The sequence below is a fragment of the Rothia kristinae genome, from assembly GCF_016028855.1.
GTDB classification, from domain to species: Bacteria; Actinomycetota; Actinomycetes; order Actinomycetales; family Micrococcaceae; genus Rothia; species Rothia kristinae.
Genome location: NZ_CP065738.1, coordinates 1,044,945 through 1,064,647, shown reverse-complemented (window position 1 = coordinate 1,064,647; position 19,703 = coordinate 1,044,945). Strand labels below are relative to the sequence as shown.

Below are 19,703 nucleotides of genomic sequence, written 5' to 3'. Positions count from 1 at the left end.
CTCCCGTCCGGGCGGCCCGCTCCCGCCGGCCCCGTCGGCCCCTACTCGATCTCGGCGGGGCCGGTCAGGCGCAGCTCCTCCATGTCCAGGCGCTGCATGATCTCGGACAGGGCCTCGTCATCCAGCAGGCCCTCGTCGCGCTGGCGCACCATCGCGGCCCGTTTGTGCCGCAGCACGCCCAGCTGCATGCGCCGCTGCTGCCGGCGCCGTTCCTCCAGCACCTCCCGCGCCTCCGGGTCCCCCGCGGATTCCTCCCATGGGCGGCGGATCTGCTCGTAACGACGCTGGAACTCCCCGAGCACCTCATCGGAGATCCCATTCTGACGGGCCAGCTCCGGCAGCACCGCGAGCAGCTCCCGGTGCGTGCGGATCCAGGCCCGCTCGGTCGCGCCCCCGGCGTCGTCGTCCTCCGGCTGGTCCCGCACGGCCCAGCGCACCGCCACCGGGAACACCACCCCCTGCACCACCAGGGACAGCACGACGACGCCGGCCACCACCAGCACGATCAGATCCCGAGAGGGGAAGGCGGAGCCGTCGGCGAGGGTCAGGGGCACGGACAGACCCACCGCCAGAGACACGGCCCCGCGGAACCCCGCCAGCACGTTGACCACCCGCTCCGGGAAGGTGGTGCGCATGGTCCGCTGGATGGGGCGGCGGTCCAGCAGCCGGATCAGCCCGATGGACACGTGCAGGAAGACGAAGCGAGCCGCCACGGTGGTCGCGTACACGGCGAAGATCACCCCCAGCGCATGCCACAGCCCATCCGAGCGCAGGCCGCCCACCGCGGAGGGCAGCTGCGCGCCGACGAGCACGAACAGGGCGCCGTTGATGAGGAAGGTGATCATCGACCAGAACGGATTGGCGATCTGGCGGGACCGGGCGGAGAAGTGTCGCGGGGCGATCTGGGAGAAGTAGAGCCCGCACACCACGACGGCGAGCACCCCGGAGGCCTCCACAGCTTCGGCCGCGAGGTAGGCGAGGAACGGGGTCAGCAGCATGAGCACGTTGATGTACACGGGCACCGTCATGCGCCGGGCCACCTGCCCGATCAGCCAGCCCACGGCCAGTCCGATCGCGGTTCCGCCGAGGAAGGAGACGGCGAACATCCCGCTGGCGTGACCCCAGGTGATGTGACCCTCCCCGCTGGCCACCTCCACGGCCAGGGCGAAGACCACCAGGGCGGTGCCGTCGTTGATCAGCGATTCGGCCTTGAGCACGGTGGTGGCCCGGCGGGACAGGCCGCGACCCAGCACGGACACGGCGGTGGCGTCCGTCGGGGCCACCGCGGCGCCGATCAGCCAGGCGGTGCCCCAGCTGAGTCCGCAGGCGCGAGCGACGAGCGCGACCGCGGCGGCGGTGAACACCACGAGCAGGGTCCCGTTGAGGATCACCCCCCGCAGGACCCGTCGGATCTCGCGCACCGAGGTGTTCAGGGAGTCCCAGTACAGCAGGATCGGCAGGAACACCACCAGCACGATCTCCGCGGGCAGCCCCACCTGGCGCAGCGATGGGATGAGGTTCATGGCCACCCCGAACACCATGAGCACGATGGGTGGGGCCAGGCGCACGCGCGTGGCCGTCATCTGCCCCAGCAGGATCGCCACTCCCAAGGCGATGACGATCTCCACTCCCAGCACGGCGGCCTCCCCACGATCGGTGTGCGAGCCCGCGCCTGGCGCGCGGGACGCTATGACTCTAGAGGAAGGATCGCCCGTGCGGGTGGGAGCAGCCTCGGGGCTCGGACGCGGCCTTCCGCTCCGGCCTTCCCCTCAGGGCTCGCTCGGTCCGCTTCAGCTCCCGCCGGCCTCGCGGGTCTCCTTCCACCGCCGGTGCAGCTCCCGGCGGCGCTCATACTCGCGCTGGGTGCGCAGCTGGGGGTCGCTGCTGGAGCTGCCCTGGGCCGGGCCCACCACGTGCAGCAGCAGCCAGAGGATGCGGTTGCCCAGCCGGAATCCCCAGCCGAAGGAGTCGTTGCCGGTGGGCTTGTCCATGAGGTCCTCCTCGTCTCGCGTCTCGATGCCCTCGCGCATCGATTCCCACCCAGGGTACACCAATCATTGGTGCCCCAATCATTGGTGCGGGGTGCGCTGGTCTAGCATGGGTGCCGCGACCGGAAGAGCGGGAGGAGCGCCGTGGACAGCGAGCAGGAGATGACGCCGGGGGATCCGCTCGCCCTGGAGAGCCAGGTCTGCTTCGCCCTGGCCCTGGCCTCCCGCAGCGTCATCGCCGCCTACCGCCCCGTGCTGGCGCCGCTGAACCTCACCCACCCGCAGTACCTGGTGATGCTGGCCCTGTGGGAGCACGAGCGGATGAACCAGAAGACGCTGGCGGGGATGTTGGGGATGGATCCGGGCACCCTCTCCCCGCTGGTGCGCCGCCTGGAGCAGATCGGCTACGTGCACCGGCAGCGGGACCCGGAGGACGAGCGCTCCGTGCTGCTGGGCCTCACCGACGCGGGACGGAAGCTGCGCGAGCAGGCCGAGGAGATCCCGGAGCGGATGATGCGCCGGCTGGACCTGTCCCTGGCAGACGTCCGGCAGCTGCACCGCAGCATGACCCGGCTGATCGCCGCGGCCCGTCGGGCTCCCGACGAGGAGACCTGAGGCGCCGGAGGCCGACCCCCGAGGGTCACCCAACGGACCGGGAGCCGGTACCCTGTTGCCCATACCTCATGCGCGCGCCGGTCCGGGGCCACCCCCGCGGCATCGCACCCGGTGGAGCCCCCTGCGGCTCCGCGGTCGGCGCCGCACACCCACCGCACCTTTCGAAAGGGGCCCGCCATGGACTCCCTGCAGAGCGTCGTCGCGACCGTCGGCGAGTACATCTGGTACGTGATGTTCGCCGTGCTCATCGCCGCCGGACTGTTCCTCACCGCCCGCACCCGCGCGGTGCAGGTGCGCAGCATCGGCGAGATGTTCCGCGTCATCGGGGAGCCCAGCGGCACCCGCGCGGACGGACGCAAGCAGATCTCCTCCTTCCGCGCCTTCACCATCTCCGCCGCCTCCCGGGTGGGCACCGCCAACATCGCCGGCGTGGCCATCGCCATCACCGTGGGCGGGCCCGGCGCGGTGTTCTGGATGTGGCTGATCGCCACGATCGGCGCCGCGAGCGCCTTCGTGGAGTCGCTGCTCGCGCAGCTGTACAAGCACCACGGGAAGGACTCCTACATCGGCGGGCCGGCGTACTACATGACGCGCGGGCTGAACGCCCGGTGGATGGGCGTGCTGTTCGCGGTGATCATCTGCGTGACCTACGGCTTCGTGTTCAACATGGTCCAGTCCAACTCCATCGCCGACGCCGTGTCCGAATCCCTGAACGGGGTGGCCCCGGAGTTCGCCTCCTCCACCGCCCTGAAGGTCATCCTCGGGATCATCCTGACCGCGATCACCGCGCTGATCATCTTCGGCGGGGTCCGCTCCATCTCCGCGGTCACCCAGATCCTCGTGCCCGTCATGGCGATCCTGTACATCCTGCTGGGGCTGATCGTGGTGGTCATGAACCTCGGGGAGGTCCCGCACGTGATCGCGCAGATCTTCGCGGGGGCCTTCGGGATCCGGGAGTTCGTGACCGGCGGCGTGATCGGCGTGATCATGCAGGGGGTGCGCCGCGGGCTGTTCTCCAACGAGGCCGGCATGGGCTCGGCGCCGAACGCCGGGGCGACGGCGGCCGTGTCCCACCCGGCCAAGCAGGGCTTGGTGCAGTCCCTCGGCGTGTACTTCGACACCCTGGTGGTCTGCTCCATCACCGCGTTCATCGTTCTGCTGTCCGAACCCGCCTTCGGGGACTCCGCGGAGGGCGCCTCCCTGACCCAGAACGCCCTGGCCGCGCAGCTGGGCGGATGGGCCGTGCACTTCCTGACCGTGGCGATCTTCCTGTTCGCGTACTCCTCGGTGATCGGCAACTACTACTACGGCGAGTCCAACATCGAGTTCCTCACCGAGAAGCGGTGGGTCCTGCAGGTCTTCCGCCTCCTGGTGCTGGTGTGCGTGTTCACCGGGACCGTGGTGGCCCTGGACCTGGTGTGGTCCCTGGCGGATGTGTTCATGGCCGTCATGGCGCTGCTGAACCTCATCGCGATCTGCGCGCTGTCCGGGGTGGCCGCGCGGGTGCTGCGCAACTACGAGCGGCAGCGGCGCAGCGGCCAGGAGCCGATCTTCCGGGCATCGGATGAGCCGTGGCTGAAGAACCTGGAGGTCTGGGACGGGGAGGACGAGGTGACCACCCGCCAGTTCTGGATCGACCAGGACGCCGCGAAGCGGGCCCGCGCCCGCCGCGGGTGAGGCCCTCTCCCCTTCATCGACGCCGCCCGGCTCCCCGCCTCCCCGGGGAGGCCGGGCGGCGTCGTCTCCGGGGGAATACCGGCGCGGGATCGCGGGTTGACCAGGGTGCGAAGCACACGATGACCGACAGGAGGCTCCCGTGAGCGAGCAGGATCAGGACCGCACCCCGCAGGCCGACCCGGCCGAGGACGACGCCTTCTTCCCCTCCCCCTACTCCCTGTCCCAGTACGTCCCGCCGAGGACCGACTTCGACGGCGTCGAGCACGAGGGCGAGTACACCGGGGGCCGCTGGAAGGTGCTGATGATCGGCACCGAGGAGCGGTACCTGATGACCGAGGAGGGGAGGTTCTTCTCCACCGGCAACCACCCCGTGGAGATGCTGCTGCCGCTCAAGCACCTCGCCGACGCCGGCTTCGAGGTGGAGATCGCGACCATCACCGGCGCCCCGGTGAAGCTGGAGCTGTGGGCCATGCCCGCCGAGGACGAGGCCGTGAAGGACACCTTCGAGCGGTTCAAGCAGCAGCTGAAGAACCCGCGCAAGCTCTCCGACCTCGTGGAGAGCGAGCTCGGCGAGAACTCGGACTACCTGGGTGTGTTCATCCCCGGCGGGCACGGCGCGGTCAACGACCTGCCCGAGTCCGAGCTGGTGCAGCAGGTCCTGGACTTCGTGCAGGACCGCCAGCGCACCCTGATCACCCTGTGCCACGGGCCCGCCGCGCTGCTGGCCTCGGGGCTGGGGCGGGAGGAGTCCCGCTTCGCCGGGTACGAGATCACCGTGTTCCCGGATGCCCTGGATGAGGGCCCCAACGTGGAGATCGGCTACCTGCCGGGACACCTGCGCTGGCTGGTGGCCGAGGAGCTGGGCAAGCAGGGGCTGAAGGTGCTCAACGAGGACATGACCGGCGCCGTGCACCGGGACCGCAACCTGCTGACCGGGGACTCGCCGCTGGCCTCCCACGCCCTGGGCAAGCTGGCCGCGGATGTGCTCCTCGACGAGGCCGCCGCGCGGGACTGAGATGTGGAGACGAGCATGGATCTGACCGAGGTGGAGGTGTTCATCCCGGACGGCGGGCCCGAGGACGCCGAGCGGGAGGCGTTCCTGGACGCCGCGGAGGAGCTGCTGGAGGAGGGGCTGCCGATCACGGTGTACAGCCGCGGCACGCACGACTGGGCCTTCGAGGAATGCGAGCACGTGGCGGACATGGTCGCGGCCTCCGGCGAGCAGGTCCTGCCGATCACGCTGCTGGGCCCGCAGATCGTGGCCTCCTGGACGTATCCGACCGCCGAGCAGATGCGCCGCTTCGCCCGCGCCCGGGTCCCGAAGCGCAAGGACCCCCGCTTCTCCTCCACGGGCGCCGCCTGCGGACCCGGCGGGGGCGCCGTCGGGATGCCCGGGGCGGGCGGCCCCGCGGCCGGGGCGCGGATCGCCGGCGCCGGGATCGCCGCGGGTGGTGCGGGTGCCGCCGGCACCCAGGGACCCGCGGGATTCGCCGCGACCCTGGCCGGGGTGCGGGAGACCCCGCGGGGCGGACCCGACATCGGGAACCGACGCAACCTCATGGGCGGGGACGTCGGGGATGGTCTCCCGGAGGCGGATGCGGAGGCGGACGCCCAGCAGGGCGGAGGCTGCTGCGGCGGCTCCTGCGGCTGCGGGTCCCACTGACCCCCTACCCTCCCTCCTCACCGCAGAACTGGAGATGCCTCTCATCACGGGACGCGTGGCGTCCCGAGATGAGAGGCATCTCCAGTTGTGCGGAGGAGGGGGCGAGGGGGTTGCTCGACCATTTATATAGTGGCACGATGTATTTTCGTCCCGCTCGCACCGTCGAAAGCACCCGCATGTCCGCAGCCACCGACCTGCACGCCCCCGCCGCACCCCAGAGCCCGGCACCCCGGCCCCTGCCGGAGCGCTCCCCCCAGACCCCCGGCTCCTCCCCCGCCTCCGCCCGACGCACCGGCTCCGCGGCCGCCCATGGCCGCTCCCGCCGGCGGATCCGCGGGCCCTTCCGCTCCGGGGAGTTCTGGAGGACCCTCCTGACGCACCTGATCACCCCGCTGTTCCTGGGCACCGGCATGGCCCTGGCCTACCTCGGCGCCTTCCACGCCCCCAGCCCCCACCACCTGCCCGTCGCGGTGGTCGGGCAGGGCGAGCAGACCGCGGCCTTCGCCCAGTCCCTGAACGACGCCGCGGACGGGGACCTGCAGGTACGCACCGTGGGCACCGCCGATCAGGCCCAGCAGCTGGTCCGGGATCGCGACGTCGTCGCCGCCTACGCCCCCGGGGAGGACCAGGCCGCCCTCTACGTGGCCACCGCCGCCTCCGCCTCGGACAAGGAGGTGGCCCAGCAGGTCCTCGGGCCGATCGCCTTCCGGCAGCACCTGCCCCTGCAGACCGTGGACGTGGTGCCCACCAGCGGGCAGGACACCAGCGGGCAGAGCATCTTCTTCATGCTCGTGGCCCTGAGCGTGGGCGGGTACTCCTCCGCCGTCGCGATCGCGGCGGCCACCGCCAAGGTCAGCTACCTCGGGCGCCTGCTGATCAGCGTGGCCGTGTCCTTCGTGATCGCGGCGCTGGTGACCATCGTCGTCGCGGACATCATGCAGGCCATCCCCGGGCACCGCTGGGGTGTGCTGATGCTGTCCTGGCTGTACGTGAGCACCATCTCCCTGCTCGGGGTGGCCCTGCACCCGATCCTGCACCGCTGGACCACGCCGTTCCTGGTGATGTGCTTCGTGATGCTGAACTTCACCAGCTCCACGGGGATCTTCAGCGCCCACACCGCCCCGGCCTTCTTCCAGGGGCTGAGCACCTTCTGGAACGGCGCGGCCTGGCTGCGCGCGGTGCAGACCCTCGTGTACTTCCCCGGCCAGCCCTTCTGGTGGGACATCCTGCGCCTGGGGCTGTGGCTCGTGGTGGTCGGAGGGCTGATGGGCCTGACCCACTGGTTCTCCATCCACCGCACCCGCGTGGTGGACGAGGAGATCCCGGTGGATGAGGACGAGGAGGGCATCGCCGCCTGAGCACCCGCCTCGCCCGCCTCATCAGGCCCGACGGCGGGTGAGCGAACGGCGCACCAGCGGCCAGCAGGCCACCAGCACACCCGTAGCGATCAGGCTGGTCCACACCTGGGTGCGTCCGTCCGGACTGAACAGCATCACGATCAGGACGAAGGCGACGCCGCCGATCAGCAGGATGTTCAGCCACGGATGGAACCACACCTTCAGCTGCAGCCCGTCCCGCTCCTGCGGCGTCATCCGGCGGCGCAGGTTCATCTGGGTCAGCGCGATGAACACGTACACGAACAGCGCCACCAGACCCGCGGAGTTCATGATGAAGTCGAAGACACCGGAGTCCGGGGCCGCGAAGTTCACGATCGTGGCGATGACCCCGCCGATGGTCGAGGCCAGCAGCGCGAACACGGGCACCCCGGTGCGGGAGCGGCGGGCGACGATCCGCGGGGCGAAGCCCTGCTGGGCCAGGGCCGCGAACATCCGGGAGGCGGAGTACAGCCCCGAGTTGAGCACCGAGAGCACCGCGGTGAAGATGATCAGCTGCATCACGACGTCGGCCCCGGGCAGGCCCAGCCGGGCGAAGACCAGGGTGAACGGCGCGTGGGCGACGTCGGTGGGCGCGGGCAGCTCGTCCCACGGGATGACCATGGTGATCACCAGGACGGCGCCGACGAAGAACAGCAGGATCCGCCAGATCACCGTGGAGGTGGCCTGCCGGACCCCCTTGGCCGGGTCCTCGGACTCCGCGGCGGCCATCACGGCGATCTCCGTGCCGAAGTAGGAGAAGATCACCAGCGCCACCCCGGTCAGGGCCACGCTGTACCCGTGCGGGGCGAAGCCGCCGTGGGCCCACAGGTTGGACACGCTCATCGAGGTGTCCGGCCACAGCCCGAGGGCGAAGAGCAGCCCGGCCACCAGGAACACGACGATCGCGATGACCTTGATGCTGGCCAGCCAGAACTCCACCTCCCCGAAGGTGCGCACCGAGATCATGTTGGTGCCGACGAACAGCGCCAGCAGCAGGAAGGACCCCGCCCAGGCGGGCAGCACGGGGAACCAGCCGTGCAGCGTCTCCCCGCCGAGCACGGACTCGTAGGCCAGCACCCCGACCCAGAAGTACCAGTACAGCCAGCCCACCAGGTACGCGGCCCAGTCGCCCAACCCCACCCGGGCGTACTCCATGAAGGAGCCGATGGCGGGCCGGGCCGCGGCCATCTCCCCCAGCATCCGCATCGCCAGGAACACCAGCAGCCCGCCGAGCAGGTAGGACAGCACGGCGGCGGGACCCACGGAGCGGATGACGTTGCCGGAGCCCACGAACAGGCTCGCCCCGATGATCCCGCCCAGGGTGATCATGGTGACGTGGCGCGAGCGCAGCTTGCGCGGGGCCGAAGGGGCGCCGCTCTCGGGGGCGCCGTCGCCGGGGGCCTGCCCGCCGGGGGCGCGCCGGGAGCCGCGCGGGCGGTGGACCGTGGAGCCCATCGAGGTCTGCGGGGAGACCGGATCGTCGTAGGGATTGGTGCGCGGCGAATCGGCCATAGCGGTGCTCCTCAGGTCGGCGGGAGGTGATCCTCCCAGCTTCCTCCTGTCCTGTTACGGAACGGGAACGCCGATCAGGCCGCCGCGCGGATGGCGTCGGCCAGGATCTCCAGGGCCCGGCCCAGCAGCTCCTCCCCGATCACCAGCGGCGGCAGCAGCCGGATCACGTTGCCGTAGGTGCCGGCGGTCAGCACGATCACCCCGCGGTCCATGCAGTAGGACGCGATCTCCTTGGCGGCCGTGGGGTGCGGGGTCTTGGAGGCGGAGTCGGAGACCAGCTCCAGCGCGAGCATGGCCCCGCGCCCGCGGAACTCGCCGACGATGTCCAGCTCCTCCACCAGCGGCTCAAGGACGGAGCGCACCTGCGCCTCGATGGCCTGGGCGCGGGCGCTGAGGTCCCAGTCCCGCATGGTCTGGATCGCGCCCAGGGCCGCGGCGCAGGAGACGGGGTTGCCGCCGTAGGTGCCGCCGAGCCCGCCGGGCTTCACGGCGTCGAACAGCTCGGCCCGCCCGGTCACCGCGGACAGCGGCATCCCGCCGGCGATGCCCTTGGCCGTGGTCACCAGGTCCGGGACCACGCCCTCGTGATCCACGGCGAACCACTTCCCCGTGCGGCAGAACCCCGCCTGCACCTCGTCGGCGATGAACACGACGCCGTTGTCCCGGGTCCACTCGGACAGGCGCGGCAGGAAGCCATCCGCGGGGACGATGAACCCGCCCTCGCCCTGGATCGGCTCGATCAGCACCGCGGCCACGTTCTCCGCGCCGATCTGCTTCTCGATCTGCTGGATGGCCCGCTCCGCGGCCTCCTTCCCGCCGATCGGGGCGGCCTCCCGGTACGGGTAGTTCATCGGCACCCGGTAGATCTCCGGGGCGAAGGGCCCGAAGCCGGCCTTGTACGGGGCGGCCTTCGCGGTCAGGGCCATCGTGAGGTTGGTGCGCCCGTGGTAGGCGTGGTCGAACACGACGACGGCGTTGCGGGAGGTCGCGGCCCGGGCGATCTTCACCGCGTTCTCCACGGCCTCGGCACCGGAGTTGAACAGCACGGTGCGCTTCTCGTGGTCCCCGGGGGTCAGCTCGTTCAGCTGCTCCGCGACGGCCACGTACCCCTCGTAGGGGGTGACCATGAAGCAGGTGTGGGTGAAGTGCGCTGCGGCCTCGCGCACCCCGTCCACCACGGCCGGGGCGGAGGCGCCCACCGAGGTCACGGCGATGCCGGAGCCCAGGTCCACCAGGGAGTTGCCGTCCACGTCCACGACGACGCCGCCGTCGGCGTCGGCCGCGTACACCGGGGTGGAGGAGGCCACACCGGCGGGCACCACCCGGGCGCGGCGCTCGGTGAGCTCCCGGGACTTGGGCCCGGGGAACTCCCCGGTCAGGCGGATCTCCTGCGGCAGGCGGTAGGTGATCTCAGACAAGGAACGCACTTCTTTCTCTCGGAGGTCCGAGGGGTCGGTGGGCGGGTGGCGGCAGCGCCGCCCCCGGGTGTGATTCTAGTCGCGCCGGATGGCGGGCAGGGCGCCCGTCCAGGGCAGGGCGGTGGAGCCGTTGCGGCCGGGCTGATAATCCCGGGGGACCACCACGAGGGGGATGGGCAGGGCCGTGAGGATCTTCGAGGTGGTGGAGGAGAGGAACAGCCGCCCCGCCTCCGCGAGCTTGGAGGATCCGGCCAGCAGCAGGGAGCCGGTCCCCCAGTGCACCGAGTCCACGGCCTCCGGGATGGACCGGCCCACCCCCACCTCCACGCTCAGCAGATCCGCATCCTCTGGCTGCACCGGGCTGCGGCGCAGCATGTCCTCCACGGTGGCCCGCGCCCCGCGGCTGGTCTCCTTGGTCTCGTCCACCAGGGTGACCAGCCGCAGCGGCAGACCCGTGCGGTTCATGGTCGCCACGGCTTCGGCGACCAGCCCCATGCCGTCCTCCTCCGGACTGACCGCGCAGTCGATCCGGGTCAGGCGCTCCTGCGGATCCGCCTCACGCGGGGCCAGGATCACCGGGAGGGTGGCCCGGTGCAGCAGGGCGTTGGAGACGGAACCGATGCCGTGGCGGCGCCAGGTGCTGACCTTGGCTCCGCCGACCAGGACGGCCCCGGCGCCGCGGATCTCGGCCAGCTCCAGCAGACCGGTGGCGGAGCTGGCCGCACGGTGCAGGTGGAAGGAGGCGTCGACGTCGTCCGGGATGAGCTGGGCGGCCTCGGTCAGCCAGCGCTTGGCCTGCGCCTCGACCATCTGGGTGTAGTTCCCGCCGCCCTTCAGCGCGCGGGAGAAGGTCTCCTCGACCTTCACCACGTAGGCGATGTCCAGGCCCACGTCCAGGGAGCGGGCCATCGCCACGGCGAGGTTCAGGGCATCGCGTCCCCGCACATTCGGGGTGTACCCGACGACGTACCTCACAGCTGCTCGAGGATCTCTCGGGCGGTCTTCCGGCCCATGCGCACCGCGCCGTCCACGTGCTGGTAGCCCTCCGCGGCGATGTCCGAGCAGGACCAGTGGATCGGGCCCACGGGGGCGTTCTGGTCCGCTCCGTAGCGGTGCAGTCCGCCGAGGTCGTAGCTGGCGGCGTAGGCCCCGCGGGTCCATTCCTCCGCGCCCCAGTCGGACTCGTAGTAGACCACCGGGTACTTGGCCTCCTCGCCGAGCAGCTCGGCGATGGCATCGAGGATCGCGGCCTGGCGCTGCTCCGCGGTGAGCTCGAACATGGCGTCCGCCTTCTCGTCGGAGACGAAGCCGACCAGGGTGCCCCGGGCGTGCTCCTGCCCGGTGGCGGGATCCCAGTGGGTGTTGTCGTAGACCTCCTGCACCAGGTGGTCCGCGGCGAAGGCGGTGCCGGACAGGCCCTTGTCCCGCCAGAACGGGGTCTCGTACACGGCGTGGACCTTGATCACCAGGCCGAGGGACTGGTGCTGGTGCATCTGCTGCTGGCGCCGCGGCAGCGCCGGGACGAAGGAGATGCGCTCGTAGAGATTCGGCGGCACGGCGACGACGGCGCGACGGGCCCGCACGAGCACCCCGCCGCCGTCGGCCTCGCCGTCCTCGGTGAAGTGCTCCGCCTCCACCAGGACGGGGTGGGTGCCCTCCTCCTGCCAGCGCAGCACGCGCACGGGGTGCTCCAGGATCACATCCTCCCCGAGCTGCTCGGCGATGGTGGTGGACACGGACTGCATGCCGCCCAGCACGCGCTCATCGAGGATGAAGTCCTCATCCACGAGGTTCGAGAAGGAGCCGGCGGAGGCGGCCATGAGCACGGCCTGCAGCGCGGAGAAGGCATGCGCGGGTTTGGTGAGCATCCCCCCGGCGATGAACAGGCCGATGTTCTGGCAGGCCTCCTCGTCCGCGGACTGCTCGCGCAGCCAGTGGTGGAAGCTGATGGTGTCCAGCTCGCGGGCCAGGGGATGGGCCCAGGGCTCGTGCGGCCCGATCTGCGCGGCGAGGTCATCCAGGATTCCGATGAGCCGGGCCATCTCCGCCTGGGTCTGCTCCGACGCGGGGAACATCTCGCCGGTGTAGCGGGTGACGGTGCCGTCCGGGGCTCGGTAGACGGACTCGCCGTCGCGGTAGCGGGAGTAGGTCCGCAGGCCCAGCTCCCGCACGAGCTCCAGGAGGGCGGTCTGATCCGGGGAGATCCACTGGCCGCCGATCTCCAGGAAGTGCCCGTCCACCTCCTTGGACCAGGTGCGGCCCCCCACGCGCTGGCGCGCCTCGAGCACGGCCACGCTCTTCCCGGCGCTCTTCAGGTCCCGGGCGGCGTTCAGGCCGGAGGGACCGGCGCCGATGACGACGACGTCGACCTCGCGGGTGGGCCAGTCCGGATGGGCGGTGGGGGTGCTGGACGTCATGGCGGGGGCCTTTCGCGGGAGAGAGAAAAACGAATGGTGTTCGTTTTGCAGTGTACCTGCGGACGCGCCCCGCGTCACCCCGGCCCAGCACAGTGACGGCGGTAAGGTCGAGGCCGTGACCCAGAAGCCCCCGCGCCGCCGTGGCCGCCCCACCCGCACCGTCCTGGACCCGCAGCGCATCGTCGCCGCCGCCCGGGACCTGTTGGAATCCGTGGGCGAGGGCTTCACCATGACGATGCTGGCGCGCAGGCTCGGGGTGGCCCCCTCCTCCCTGTACAACCACGTGGGCTCCAAGGACGAGGTGCTCGCGCGCATCTCCGACGACGTCGCCCGCGGCATCGACGCCTCCGCCCTGGCGGGCCTGGCCGCGGGGGCGGGCCCCGAGGCACCGGAGGTGGAGACCGCCGCCTCCCCGCTCGCAGATCCCGCCGCGCGGGCCGCAGCCTGGCGCGATGCCGCGGAAGCCTGGGCCCGCTCCTACTTCCGGGCGTTCTCCGCCCAGCCCTCCATGGTGGCGGCCCTGGCCCTGACCCCCGTGGCCCAGGCCCCGCAGACTCTGCAGATGTACGAGACCGTGATCCGCGGCTTCCTCGCCGCCGGGTGGCCGGAGCCGCTGGTGCTGCGCGTGGTGGAGACCCTGGAGGCGTTCCTGCTGGGCAGCGCACTGGATGCCGCCGCACCGCAGGACATCTTCGCCCCCGGCGCCCTGAGCTCTCGCTTTCCCGTGATGGCGCGGGTGCACGGCCTGTACGAGACCACGGGAGGCCCCGCGGCGGCGACCGAGGCCTTCGAGATCGGGTTGGACGGCATCCTCACCGGCCTGGAACGGCGCCTGACTCGCATCCTCGGCTGAGGCGGCGCGGGTCACTCGGGGCGGTCCACCGCGCCCGGGGCGACCTCGATCTCCCCGCGAAAGAAGGCCGGCATCGTCCGAGACAGCACCAGCATGGTCACCACCCCGATCAGCAGGATCCCCGCGCCGAGGATGAACACCAGGCCCACCCCGAACAGCTCGGATCCGGAGCCGTTGGCCGGGTCGAAGGAGTCCGCGGTGGTGCGCACGAAGAAGATCAGCAGCAGCACCCCGCCCAGCAGCGGCCCCAGGAGCATCCGCAGGAACGCCCCGACGGAGCGGAAGGCCTGGCGGCGGAAGTACCAGACGCAGGCCAGAGCGGTGAGGCCGTAGTAGAAGCAGACCATGAGGCTCAGCGCGGAGATGGTGTCCCACAGGACGTTCTCGGAGACCACGCGCATCACGGTGTAGAACCCGGCGGCGATGGCCGTGGAGGTGACGGTCGCGTAGCTGGGGGTCTGGAAGCGGGGGTGGATGCGGGAGAACCGACGCGGCAGGGCGCCGTAGAAGCCCATCGCGAGCATGGTGCGTGCCGGGGAGACCATGGTGGACTGCAGCGAGGCGATCGAGGACATCAGGACACCGAGGGACATCAGCACCCCCAGCGGCCCGAGCACCGGCGTCGCCAGCGCCGCGAACACGTTCTCCTGGATCTCCGGGTTGGACAGGCCGAGGGCGCCGTCGCCGGTGCCGGAGTAGGCCAGGGTCGCGCAGGCCACCAGGAGGTAGAGGATGACGACGACGCTGATCCCCAGCAGCGCGGCCCGACCCGGCGTCTTCTGCGGATCCTTGGCCTCCTCGTTCAGGGTCAGCGCGGTGTCCCAGCCCCAGTAGATGAACACCGACAGGGAGATGCCCGCGGAGAAGGCGGAGAAGGAGCCGACGCCGAAGGGGTTGAACCATTCGATGGAGGGGGTGTGCCCGTCGAAGGCAGTGCCGTGGGCCACGTGCACCAGGGCGGCAGTGGCGAAGACGACGAGGATCAGCAGCTGGAAGCCGACCAGCACGTACTGGAAGCGCTGGGTCTCCTCCACGCCGCGGTAGGAGATCGCGCAGGTGACGGCCATGAACACCAGGCAGGTCAGGACATTGACGGCCACGTTGCCGGAGAGGCCGGTGATGGCGTCGCTGCGGAAGATCTGCCCGAGCAGCAGATAGAAGAAGTCCACGGCGATCCCCGCGAGATTGGACAGCACCAGCACGGTCGCGGCCAGCAGCCCCCACCCGCCGATCCATCCGATCCGGGGCCCGAAGGCCTTGGTCACCCAGGTGAAGGTGGTTCCGGAGTCCGGCATCGCGCTGTTCAGCTCCCGGTAGCCCGCGGCCACGAGCAGCATGGGCACGAAGCCGAGCAGGAAGATCGCCGGAAGGTGCACCCCGACGACGGAGACCGTGGGCCCCAGCGCCCCGGCCAGGGTGTAGGCGGGAGCGATCACGGAGATGCCGACGACGGCGGCCCCGAGCAGTCCGACCTTCCCGACGCTGAGACCCTTGCCCGAGACCTGCGATTCGGCATCGCCGGCGCGGCCCGTCCCTTCACCCGGGATGCTGACGGGGGCCTCCCTCCTCGAGCGGAGGCGCCGGGAGACCGCCGGGGAGGTGGAGGTGTGGATGGGGACCTCGCGACGGGGTCGTGAACTCACGGGCGCTCCTTGTCAGGGTCGCGGACGATCAGGGTGCGGAATCCGGCAGCGGCCACCAGATAACGAACGCCTTTCGTTTTGTTGGATGCCACCCTACCCCCGGCGGCGTCGATCCGTGAACCCGATCACCCGTGGCCCCTCCCCGCGAGCCGGCGCTTCCGTTCCCCTTCCGGCGGGATTCGGGGACGACAGCGCCGTCTCGGCATCGGCAGGTGCTGGGAAGGGGGCAGGTCGGCGTCGGAAGGGGCCGAACCCGCGTGTAGCGTGGGGGTCCGCACCGGCCGACGTCGAGACCCCGAGGAGATGCGCGCGTGGAGGAATGGATCTGGCCGCTGTGGATCGGCCTGGGTGCGGGGACCCTGCTGTTCCTCGCGGTCCTCATCCCCCTGCTCGTGTGGCAGTACCGCCGCTACGGGCACCCGCCGCTGCGCCGGATCATCGGCAGCCTCGCGGTCAGCCTCTACGCGGCCGGGCTGTTCGCGTACACCATGCTGCCGCTGCCGGAGCCGGGCAGCCTGGACTGCTAGGGCGGCTCGGCGATCCAGTTGGTCCCCTTCCACTTCCTGCAGGACATCCGCACCCAGACGGCGGGGCTGTCCACGACCGGGATGCTGACCTCGCGGGTGACCCTGCAGGTGGTGTTCAACGTGGTGCTGTTCCTGCCGTGGGGGATGCTGGTGCGCGGCTTCTTCAAGCGCAGCTGGCTCACCGCCACCGTCACCGGGTTCCTCGGCTCCCTGCTCATCGAGTCCTCGCAGTACACGGGCCTGTGGTTCCTCTACCCGTGCGCCTACCGGCTGGCCGACGTCGATGACCTCATCGCCAATACCACCGGCGCCCTCATCGGCGCGGTGGTGGCCCCGCTGTTCCTGGCGTGGATGCCGTCCTCCGCGGAGCTGGCCGCGACCCGCCGCGTGCCCCGCCCGGTGACCGTGTGGCGCCGGTGGTTCGCGATGCTGCTGGACTGGCTGGGCATCGGCGTCGTGACGCTGGCCGCCTCCACGGCCGCGGCGATGCTCTTCCACGTCACCGGATGGCAGCGACCCTCCGCCGGGATCCAGGGGACGACGACGGTGCTGCTGCCCGGTCTGCTGTGGGTCCTGGTCCCCGCCGTGACCGGCACGCGAGCCTCGGCGGGGCAGAAGGCCGTGTGGCTGGCCCCGGTGCGCCGGACCCCGCACGCGGCGGTGGAGGGTTCGGGGTCGCGCCGACTGCCGCTGTGGCGGTCCCTGGTGCGGGCGCTGAGCGTGGCCGGGGTGTACGTGGCGGTGCGCGCCGAGGCCGCGGCGGCCGCGGAAGGCATCGGCACCGCGGTGCTCACGCTGGCGCTGGGACTGTGGATCCTGGCCGCCCTGATCGCCGTCATCCCCACCCGGAACCACCGGGGCCTCTCCTATGCCCTGGCCGGAGCGGAGCTGGTGGACGCGCGGGAGCTGCCGGAGCCCACTTCCCCGCGACCGAGACGGCGCTCCCGCTCCCAGCCGCTCCCCTGAGCCCACCGACCCGGCGCTCTCATGCCCTCCCGGCCCCGGCTGCACCCGCGAGACGGCGCTCTCGTTCCCTCTCACCCCCTCCGCCCACGCGAGACGGCGCATCCGTTCCCGAAAACGACGATTTCGGGAACAGATGCGCCGGATCGCGTGGGCGGAGGGGGTGAGAGGGAACGAAAGCGCCGGGTCGGGGGTCTCCCACGGGAAGGGTGGGAACGAGAGAGCCGGGTCACCGGGTCAGCGCAGCGAGGCCGCGGCCTCCTGGGCGCCGCGCATCATCAGGGTGACGTCGGCGGTGACGGAGAGGAAGTCCGCTCCGGCCCGCGCGTACTCCCGCGCCCGCTCCGGGTCGAAGCAGTTCACCCCCACGGGCTTGCCCGCGGCATGGGCGGCGTCGAAGACCCGGTGCACCGCGGCCACCACCTCCGGGTGGCCCTGCTGACCCAGCAGCCCCATCGACGCGGCCAGGTCCGCCGGACCCACGAACAGTGCGTCCACGCCCTCGACGGCCGCGATCGCCGCCGCCTGCTCCACCGCCGCGGCGGATTCGATCTGCACCGTCAGGGACACCAGCCCCGCGGCGCGGGCCAGGTACTCCGGCACCGCGTTCCACCGGGAGGCCCGCGCCAGGGCGGAGCCCACCCCGCGCACCCCGGCCGGCGGGTAGCGCACCGCCCGCACGGCGTCGGCGGCCTGCTCGGCGGTGTCCACCATCGGCACCAGGAGGTTCTGCGCCCCGGCGTCCAGCACCTGCTTGATCACCACCGCATCCAGGGCCGGGACCCGCACCACCGGGGTCGCGGGATAGGCCGCAAGCGCGCGCAGCAGCCCGGTGATGGTCTCCAGGCCGATGGGCGAGTGCTCGCCGTCGATCAGCACCCAGTCCATCCCGGCGGCCCCGGCGATCTCCGCGACCGTCGGGGACCCGGAGCACACCCACATCCCGGCCAGGGGCGCGGGAGCCTCCGGTGCGACGCCGCCCGGGCCGGGCTCGACGCCGTCCGCCGCACTCTGTCCGGGTCGGGCCGCAAGCCGCTCGGCGAGGGTCGGCGGGAGCTCTACTCGAAACGGCATGTGATGGTCCCCAGCTCTCGGTAGTCGGCGTACACGGTGTCGCCCTGATGGACCCACAGGGGTCGGGCGAAGGAGCCGGCGAGGATGATCTGCCCGGCCTCGAGCCGGTCCCCGTGCCCCGCGAGGCGATCGGCCAGCCAGCGCACCCCATTGGCGGGGTGGTTCAGGACGCCGGCGGCCACCCCGGTCTCGATGATCTCCTGGTTGCGGGAGAGGGTCCCGGCGACCCATCGCAGGTCGACGGCTTCGGGGGCGACGGGGCTCCCGCCGAGGACCATCGCCCCGAGGGCGGCGTTGTCCGCGATGGTGTCCACGATGGTGCGGCCTTCCATCGCGATGCGGGAGTCCAAGACCTCGAGGGCGGGGACGACGTACTCGGTGGCGCGCAGGACGTCGAAGATGCTCACCCCGGGACCGACGAGGTCGTCCTTCAGGACGAAGGCCAGCTCCATCTCGATGCGCGGGTGCGTGTACCGCTCCCAGGCGAACACGTGCCCGGAGTCGCGGACCTGGTCATCGAAGATCACCCCGTAGTCGGGTTCGTCGATGCCGGTGGCCTCCTGCATGGCCTTGGAGGTCAGGCCGATCTTGTGCCCAGCCCTGCGCCGCCCGGCCTCCTCCTGCCGCCGGGCCCAGATCCGCTGCACGGCGTAGGAGTCCTCGACGGTCATCTCCGGGTAGCGGGCGGTCAGCAGCGGCACCGGCCGCCGATCCTCGCCGGCCCGGTGCAGCTGCTGCGCGATCTGCTCGCGGGTCCTCTCATCCAGCATGACGCCCCCCTACAGCTGGTTCCCGATTTTGAAGCCCTTGGCGGCCTCGCCCCGGTAGGTGCCGGCCTCGTCGTCGGCCCGGGTGTAGGAGAACCCGTCCGCGCCGATGGTCACCTCCAGCTCCGAGGCAGCCTCGCGGTCCACCACCGGCTGCGGGTTCCCGTCCAGGTCCAGCACCGGGGAGGCTTCGGTGTACCAGGAGGGGACCACGGGATTGCCCCACCAGTCCCGCCGCTGGTTGTCGTGCACATCCCAGTGCACCACGGGGTTGTCCGGGTCGCCGGTGTAGTAGTCCTGGGTGTAGATCTCGATGCGGTGCCCGTCCGGATCCAGGATGTACAGGTAGAACGCGTTGGAGACGCCGTGGCGGCCCGGGCCGCGTTCGATCCGGTCCGAGATCCGCAGCGCGCCCATCTTGTCGCAGATGTAGAGGATGTTGTGCTTCTCGTGGGTCGCGAAGGCCACGTGGTGCATCCGCGGCCCGTTCCCGCCGGTCATCGCGGTGTCGTGCACGGTGGGCTTGCGGCGCATCCACGCGGCGTACTCGGTGCCCCGGTCATCGGAGATGTCCTCGGTGATCCGGAACCCCAGGCCCTCCATGTACCGGCAGGCCCGCGGCACGTCCGGGGTCACCTGGTTGAAGTGGTCCAGGCGCACCAGCGCGCCCGCGCCGTAGAGGTCGTAGCGCCAGGCCAGGCGCTCCACGTGGGCGACCTCGTGGAAGAACTCGTAGGGGAAGCCCAGCGGGTCCTCCACCCGCACCGAGTCCCCGATGCCCGTGACGAAGCCCTCCCGGCGGCGTTCGACCCGGCAGCCAAGCTCCCGGTAGTAGGCCTCGGCGGCGTCGACGTCCTCCGGGGTGCGCACCCGGTAGGAGAAGGCGCGCACCGCGGCCACCGGGCCCCGGCGCAGCACGAGGTTGTGGTGGATGAACTCCTCCATGGAGCGCAGGTAGATCGCCTCGTCGTCCTCCTCGGTGACCACCAGGCCGAGCAGGTCCACGTAGAACTCCCGGGACCTGGCCAGGTCGGTGACGATCAGCTCCATGTACGCGCAGCGCAGGATGTCCGGCGGCTGCACGGAGGGAGTGGGGATGGGGGCGGTGTCCTGGGTGCTCATCTGCGGCGCCTTTGCTCGTGATGGTCGGTGGGTCGGGAAGGATGGCGGGCCCGACGCCGCCCGGGCGGGGCGGCGTCGGACCGCAGGG

Annotated in this window: 18 protein-coding genes; 8 read left to right on the top strand and 10 right to left on the bottom strand. The window is 71.3% G+C overall.

Annotated elements, in window-relative coordinates; translation table 11 throughout:
- Nucleotides 1–41 precede the first annotated feature (41 nt).
- Together I6G21_RS04760 and I6G21_RS04755 are read right to left on the bottom strand one after the other, a co-directional pair.
- Nucleotides 42–1,637, bottom strand: coding sequence for a Na+/H+ antiporter (locus I6G21_RS04760; RefSeq protein ID WP_129358085.1), 1,596 nt, complete (start codon nt 1,635–1,637; stop codon nt 42–44).
- 153 nt (nt 1,638–1,790) lie between these two features.
- Nucleotides 1,791–2,030 carry a hypothetical protein gene (locus tag I6G21_RS04755; protein WP_196826361.1) on the bottom strand — a complete coding sequence of 80 codons (240 nt, stop codon included), beginning with the start codon at nt 2,028–2,030 and terminating at the stop codon, nt 1,791–1,793.
- 102 nt (nt 2,031–2,132) lie between these two features.
- On the opposite strand from I6G21_RS04755, the gene I6G21_RS04750 reads away from it, so the two are divergent.
- From I6G21_RS04750 to I6G21_RS04730, 5 genes are all read left to right on the top strand, one after another.
- Nucleotides 2,133–2,603 (top strand): MarR family winged helix-turn-helix transcriptional regulator, encoded by a 471-nt coding sequence (locus I6G21_RS04750; protein ID WP_311197652.1) that lies wholly within the window; start codon nt 2,133–2,135, stop codon nt 2,601–2,603.
- 177 nt (nt 2,604–2,780) lie between these two features.
- Entirely contained in the window at nt 2,781–4,280 is a 1,500-nt protein-coding gene (locus tag I6G21_RS04745; protein WP_129358086.1) for an alanine/glycine:cation symporter family protein, read from the top strand.
- 139 nt (nt 4,281–4,419) lie between these two features.
- Complete coding sequence (gene hchA, locus I6G21_RS04740) at nt 4,420–5,295, top strand: glyoxalase III HchA (RefSeq protein WP_129358087.1); 876 nt, start codon at nt 4,420–4,422, stop codon at nt 5,293–5,295.
- A 15-nt stretch (nt 5,296–5,310) separates the two neighbouring features.
- The gene (locus I6G21_RS04735) at nt 5,311–5,943 is read left to right on the top strand and encodes an arsenic metallochaperone ArsD family protein (protein WP_061225837.1); all 633 of its coding nucleotides are present in this window, start codon (nt 5,311–5,313) and stop codon (nt 5,941–5,943) included.
- 176 nt (nt 5,944–6,119) lie between these two features.
- Nucleotides 6,120–7,301 (top strand): ABC transporter permease, encoded by a 1,182-nt coding sequence (locus I6G21_RS04730; protein ID WP_064725539.1) that lies wholly within the window; start codon nt 6,120–6,122, stop codon nt 7,299–7,301.
- A gap of 21 nt (nt 7,302–7,322) precedes the next feature.
- On the opposite strand, the gene I6G21_RS04725 is transcribed toward I6G21_RS04730, so the two are convergent.
- The 4 genes from I6G21_RS04725 to I6G21_RS04710 all read right to left on the bottom strand — a co-directional run bounded on the left by I6G21_RS04725 (nt 7,323) and on the right by I6G21_RS04710 (nt 12,666).
- Nucleotides 7,323–8,831, bottom strand: a complete 1,509-nt coding sequence (locus I6G21_RS04725; RefSeq protein ID WP_232238553.1) for an amino acid permease — start codon at nt 8,829–8,831, stop codon at nt 7,323–7,325.
- Nucleotides 8,832–8,905: 74 nt separating this feature from the next.
- Nucleotides 8,906–10,249, bottom strand: coding sequence for a 4-aminobutyrate--2-oxoglutarate transaminase (gene gabT / locus I6G21_RS04720; protein WP_061225839.1), 1,344 nt, complete (start codon nt 10,247–10,249; stop codon nt 8,906–8,908).
- Between the two features lie 75 nt (nt 10,250–10,324).
- Complete coding sequence (locus I6G21_RS04715; RefSeq protein ID WP_129358088.1) at nt 10,325–11,224, bottom strand: universal stress protein; 900 nt, start codon at nt 11,222–11,224, stop codon at nt 10,325–10,327.
- On the bottom strand, nt 11,221–12,666 hold the full coding sequence (locus I6G21_RS04710; RefSeq protein WP_129358089.1) for a flavin monoamine oxidase family protein: 1,446 nt from the start codon (nt 12,664–12,666) through the stop codon (nt 11,221–11,223). Before I6G21_RS04710 ends, I6G21_RS04715 begins: the two co-directional genes overlap by 4 nt.
- Before the next feature lie 115 nt (nt 12,667–12,781).
- Here I6G21_RS04710 and I6G21_RS04705 point away from each other — a divergent pair, with 115 nt between their 5' ends.
- On the top strand, nt 12,782–13,519 hold the full coding sequence (locus I6G21_RS04705) for a TetR/AcrR family transcriptional regulator (RefSeq protein WP_061225841.1): 738 nt from the start codon (nt 12,782–12,784) through the stop codon (nt 13,517–13,519).
- A gap of 11 nt (nt 13,520–13,530) precedes the next feature.
- Here the strand turns inward: I6G21_RS04705 and I6G21_RS04700 are convergent, their stop codons facing one another.
- Nucleotides 13,531–15,066 carry an APC family permease gene (locus tag I6G21_RS04700; protein WP_058731178.1) on the bottom strand — a complete coding sequence of 512 codons (1,536 nt, stop codon included), beginning with the start codon at nt 15,064–15,066 and terminating at the stop codon, nt 13,531–13,533.
- Nucleotides 15,067–15,473: 407 nt separating this feature from the next.
- On the opposite strand from I6G21_RS04700, the gene I6G21_RS04695 reads away from it, so the two are divergent.
- Nucleotides 15,474–15,689, top strand: a complete 216-nt coding sequence (locus tag I6G21_RS04695; protein WP_061225842.1) for a hypothetical protein — start codon at nt 15,474–15,476, stop codon at nt 15,687–15,689.
- Between the two features lie 18 nt (nt 15,690–15,707).
- Entirely contained in the window at nt 15,708–16,655 is a 948-nt protein-coding gene (locus I6G21_RS04690; protein WP_129358090.1) for a VanZ family protein, read from the top strand.
- A 234-nt stretch (nt 16,656–16,889) separates the two neighbouring features.
- Here I6G21_RS04690 and I6G21_RS04685 read toward each other — a convergent pair whose 3' ends face one another.
- The 3 genes from I6G21_RS04685 to hpaD are packed head-to-tail and all read right to left on the bottom strand — an operon-like array spanning nt 16,890 to nt 19,615.
- Nucleotides 16,890–17,726, bottom strand: a complete 837-nt coding sequence (locus I6G21_RS04685) for an HpcH/HpaI aldolase family protein (protein WP_081101678.1) — start codon at nt 17,724–17,726, stop codon at nt 16,890–16,892.
- Entirely contained in the window at nt 17,711–18,496 is a 786-nt protein-coding gene (locus I6G21_RS04680) for a 2-keto-4-pentenoate hydratase (protein WP_061225844.1), read from the bottom strand. The genes I6G21_RS04685 and I6G21_RS04680 overlap by 16 nt, the downstream gene beginning before the upstream one ends.
- Nucleotides 18,497–18,505: 9 nt before the next feature.
- The gene (hpaD, locus tag I6G21_RS04675; protein WP_061225845.1) at nt 18,506–19,615 is read right to left on the bottom strand and encodes a 3,4-dihydroxyphenylacetate 2,3-dioxygenase; all 1,110 of its coding nucleotides are present in this window, start codon (nt 19,613–19,615) and stop codon (nt 18,506–18,508) included.
- Nucleotides 19,616–19,703: the final 88 nt, after the last annotated feature.